At 60.9% G+C, this 4,616-nt stretch carries 4 protein-coding genes; 2 read left to right on the forward strand and 2 right to left on the reverse strand.

Going from position 1 to position 4,616, the window contains the following annotated elements; translation table 11 throughout:
- Positions 1–29: 29 nt before the first annotated feature.
- Complete coding sequence (locus tag F8N49_RS25725; RefSeq protein WP_151553106.1) at positions 30–686, reverse strand: thiopurine S-methyltransferase; 657 nt, start codon at positions 684–686, stop codon at positions 30–32.
- Between the two features lie 103 nt (positions 687–789).
- On the opposite strand from F8N49_RS25725, the gene F8N49_RS25730 reads away from it, so the two are divergent.
- Positions 790–1,557, forward strand: a complete 768-nt coding sequence (locus tag F8N49_RS25730) for a class III extradiol ring-cleavage dioxygenase (protein WP_151553108.1) — start codon at positions 790–792, stop codon at positions 1,555–1,557.
- A 117-nt stretch (positions 1,558–1,674) separates the two neighbouring features.
- Here the strand turns inward: F8N49_RS25730 and F8N49_RS25735 are convergent, their stop codons facing one another.
- A complete protein-coding gene (locus F8N49_RS25735) occupies positions 1,675–3,348 on the reverse strand; it encodes a DEAD/DEAH box helicase (protein ID WP_016770859.1) in 1,674 nt (557 codons plus the stop codon).
- A 419-nt stretch (positions 3,349–3,767) separates the two neighbouring features.
- On the opposite strand from F8N49_RS25735, the gene F8N49_RS25740 reads away from it, so the two are divergent.
- Entirely contained in the window at positions 3,768–4,559 is a 792-nt protein-coding gene (locus tag F8N49_RS25740) for a crotonase/enoyl-CoA hydratase family protein (RefSeq protein WP_151553110.1), read from the forward strand.
- Positions 4,560–4,616: the final 57 nt, after the last annotated feature.

Genomic DNA, 4,616 nt, shown 5'->3' on the forward strand with positions numbered 1-4,616 from the left:
GCGAAGACGCCGGAGCTGCTGACAGAAAACTATCTGGAAGAAACCCGATAAACCCGCTCCACCAACCACTCAACCCCGCCCTCCAGAAACTTCGGGCTCTCAGCCAGAATATCCCGCTCTTCCAGTTTCTCCAGCTGCCAACCCTGGCCCAGCAACCGCTGCACCTCATCATCATTCACCGCAAACGGCGGCCCCGGGATCTGCGACTGATCGTAATCCAGGGTAATCACCAGCCCTTTCATCCCCGGCGCCAGCAACTGCTGCAGATGCGCCGCATAGCGCTGGCGCATCGCGTCCGGCAAGGCAATCAACGCGGCGCGGTCATACAGCGCAGTACAATCTGCGACGTCCTCGGCCGTCAGCGCAAAAAAATCACCGCACCACAATTCGAACGCAACACTGCGATAAACCTTGAATGCGCCCTTCTCGCTGATCTGCGGCTGCAACTGATGTTCGCTGAAAAACTCCTCGACAGCCTTTTCCGCTAGCTCAACCCCAATCACCTGGTGTCCCTGCCCGGCAAGCCAGAGCAGATCCAGACTCTTCCCGCACAGCGGCACCAGCACACGCGCCGACGGTGCAATCGCCAGCTCCGGCCAGTAGCGCTGCAAATACGGGTTGGCCTCGGCCTGATGAAAGCCGATCTGGTTCGAATCCCATTTCTTGTACCAAAACTCAGGCTGCATGGATCACTCCCGAAAAACCGATGAAAAACCGCAGAAACTTATATTGGATTCAGATCGATGATCTGACTGAAGATGGTTCATCTTAGCGCTCAGGAGCCCGTCCATGTTGCCCAGCCTGTTTATCTCCCACGGTTCACCGATGCTGGCGCTGGAGCCCGGTGCCAGCGGCCCGGCACTGGCGCGACTGGCCGCTGAACTGCCGCGCCCCAAAGCCATCGTCATCGTCTCTGCACACTGGGAAAGCCAGGAACTGCTGGTCAGCAGCCACCCGCATCCGGAAACCTGGCACGACTTCGGCGGTTTCCCCCGCGCGCTGTTTGAAGTTCAGTACCCGGCCCCGGGCAATCCGCAGCTGGCCGCCGAGGTGGCTCAACTGCTGAACGCCAATGACCTGCCGACGCGGCTCGATCCGCAACGACCGTTCGATCATGGTGTCTGGGTGCCGCTGTCGTTGATGTATCCGCAGGCCGATATTCCGGTGGTGCAGGTTTCGTTGCCGAGTCGCGGCGGACCGGCATTGCAGACGCGAGTTGGCCGTGCGCTGGCGAGCCTGCGCGAACACGGCATTCTGTTGATCGGCTCCGGCAGCATCACCCACAACCTCCGGGAGCTGGACTGGCATGCCGGCCCGGAAAGCATTGAACCGTGGGCGCGGGATTTTCATGACTGGATGATCGACAAACTGGCGGCCGACGATGAAACGGCGCTGCATGATTATCGCCAGCAGGCGCCAAATGCGGTGCGCAGTCACCCGAGTGATGAGCATTTGTTGCCGTTGTATTTTGCTCGCGGCGCGGGCGGGGTTTTCAGCGTGGCGCATCAGGGTTTCACGATGGGGGCGCTGGGTATGGATATTTATCGCTTCGGCTGACGTCATCGCTGGCAAGCCAGCTCCCACAGGGTTTTGTGTAAACCCAAAAATCAGGCAAAAAAAATCCCCGAACCAGTCGGGGATTTTTTATGTTCGATCAATCAGCCCAAGGGCGGATCAATCTTCGCGGTAGCGACGCAGCTTGAGCTGCTTACCAGCCACGCGAGTGTCCTTCAGCTTGGTCAGGAGCTTTTCCAGACCTTCTTCCGGCAGCTCGACGAGGCTGAAGCTGTCACGCACCTGGATGCGACCGATCGCTTCACGGGCCAGACCGCCTTCGTTGAGGATGGCGCCCAGCAGGTTTTTCGCAGCGATACCGTCACGCGCACCCAGCGCGGTACGGCAACGAGCGCGGCCTTCGCCCAAAGGCATTGGCGCGCGACGCTCGCGGTCACCACGATCAGGACGATCACCGGAACGCTCAGGACGGTCGCCACGCGGTGCGTTGTTCGGCACCAGTGGACGTTCCTTCTCGATCGCGGCCAGATTCAGCGCTTGACCGTTGGTAGCCTTGCGCAGCAGCGCAGCAGCCAGTGCACGCGGGGTGCAACCGATGTCGGCAGTCAGGCGATCAAGCAGCTCACCGTGAGTCGATTCGGCATCAGCAACCAGCGGCGACAGGCTGTTGGTCAGTTTCTTGATGCGTGCATCGAGAACGGCTTGAGCGTCTGGCAGGCGTACTTCGGCAACTTTCTGACCGGTTACGCGCTCGATCACTTGCAGCATGCGGCGCTCACGTGGAGTCACCAGCAGCAGTGCACGACCTTCGCGACCGGCGCGGCCGGTACGGCCGATACGGTGTACGTAGGATTCCGGGTCGTACGGCATGTCAACGTTGAACACGTGAGTGATGCGCGGAACGTCCAGACCACGGGCAGCAACGTCGGTCGCGACAACGATGTCCAGACGGCCATCCTTGAGCGAGTCGATGACGCGCTCACGCTGGTTTTGGGCGATATCACCGTTCAACGCGGCGGCTTTGTAGCCTTTGGCGTCGAGGGCGCTGGCCAGGTCCAGGGTCGCTTGCTTGGTGCGCACGAACATGATCAGGGCGTCGAAGTCTTCGACTTCCAGCAGGCTGAGTACGGCCGAGGTTTTCTGGTCAGCGTGAACCAACAGGTGAGCCTGTTCGATCGCGGTAACGGTCTGGGTCTTGGTCTGGATCTTGACGTGTTGCGGATCGCGCAGGTGGCGTTCGGCAATGGCGCGGATCGACTGCGGCAGGGTCGCCGAGAACAGCACGGTCTGGCGGGTCGATGGCAGAGCCTTGAAGATGACTTCCAGGTCATCCATGAAGCCCAGCTTCAACATTTCGTCAGCTTCGTCGAGAACCAGATGGTTCACGGTCGACAGGACTTTCTCGTCGCGACGCAGGTGGTCGCACAGACGACCCGGAGTAGCGACAACAATCTGTGCGCCATTACGGATTGCCTTGAGTTGCGGGCCCATCGGCGCGCCGCCGTAGACAGCCACGACGGTGACGCCTGGCATTTGCTTGGCGTAGGTTTCAAAAGCGGTTGCTACTTGCAGCGCCAACTCTCGGGTTGGCGCCAGGATCAGGGCTTGCGGTTCGCGCTTGGCAGGATCGATGCGGTGCAGAATAGGCAGTGCGAACGCGGCGGTTTTACCGGTACCGGTTTGCGCCTGGCCAATCATGTCCTGGCCGGCCATGATGATCGGGATCGATTGCTGCTGAATCGCCGAAGGCTCTTCGTAGCCAGTCGCTGCGACGGCTGCAAGAATATTCGGGTTGAGATTAAAAGCGGCGAATCCGCCGGTTTCCTGGGTCATGGGTCTGCCTCTAAGTGCATCCGCAAAGACCCATGCTCCAAAGCTGCGCATGCCGTGTTGAGACTCAAGAGTCGCCCTGGCAGCTTTGTCGGCGGGGATTTGCGAAAACGAATGAATGAAGATGGATCGTCAAGGAAGAGCCCGCAATGCGGACGTGCAGCCGAAGCTGACTTCGGGAAATGCGCTACCTAAACGCGGCCCGGTTAAAGGCCGGCGCGCACTATACCGGATTTCGCCCGAAAAGGGAGCTTTTTTTGTGGCCTTTATCCGTGTGTCACCGCCGTGTAACGGGGTTTTGCGGATAATCGCGCAACGGTCTATTTTGCAAAGGCCCGGCCCTGCGGGCGATGACGCTTAAACGGTTCACCGACCTGCGGCAAAGCGCCGCGCACCCGCCCTTCCCGCTTGAGGATTTAGCCATGAATCAGCCCAGCGCCGGCCGCGTCAGTCGAGAACGTCGTGGTCATGTGCACTTGATCGGCCTCGATCGGGCGGCCAAGCGCAACGCTTTCGATATCGACCTGCTCAACGACCTGAGCCTGGCCTACGGCGAGTTCGAAGCCGACCGCGAAGCGCGGGTCGCCGTGGTGTTCGGCCACGGCGAGCACTTCACCGCCGGGCTCGATCTGGTCAATGCCAGCGCAGCGCTGGCCGAAGGCTGGCAGGTTCCGAGCGGCGGCTGCGATCCCTGGGGCGTTTTCGTCGGCCCACGGGTGAGCAAACCGGTCATCGTCGCCGCGCAGGGTTACTGCCTGACCATCGGCATCGAGCTGATGCTGGCGGCGGACATCAACCTGTGCGCGAGCAATACCCGCTTCGCGCAGATGGAAGTGCAGCGTGGGATCTTTCCGTTTGGCGGCGCGACTTTGCGTTTCCAGCAGATTGCCGGCTGGGGCAATGCGATGCGCTGGTTGCTCACTGGCGATGAGTTCGATGCCCACGATGCGTTGCATCTGGGCTTGGTCCAGGAAGTGATGGCCAGCGAAGATTTGCTGCCCCGCGCGATCGAGCTGGCCGAACGGATTGCCCGACAGGCACCACTGGGCGTGCAGGCGACCTTGATGTCAGCGCGACAGGCGCGTTATGAGGGTGAGACAGCGGCGGCGCAGGCATTACCGGCGCTGGTGAAGAAGTTGCTCGCCACTGAGGATGCCCGGGAGGGGGTGCGATCGTTGGTGGAGCGGAGGCCAGGGATCTTCAAAGGGGTGTGAAGAATCTGCTGCGTGTCAGGGCCTTGTCGCGAGCAGGCTCGCTCCCACAGGTAGAAC

It is taken from the genome of Pseudomonas sp. GXM4 (assembly GCF_008923895.1).
Lineage (GTDB): Bacteria > Pseudomonadota > Gammaproteobacteria > Pseudomonadales > Pseudomonadaceae > Aquipseudomonas > Aquipseudomonas atacamensis.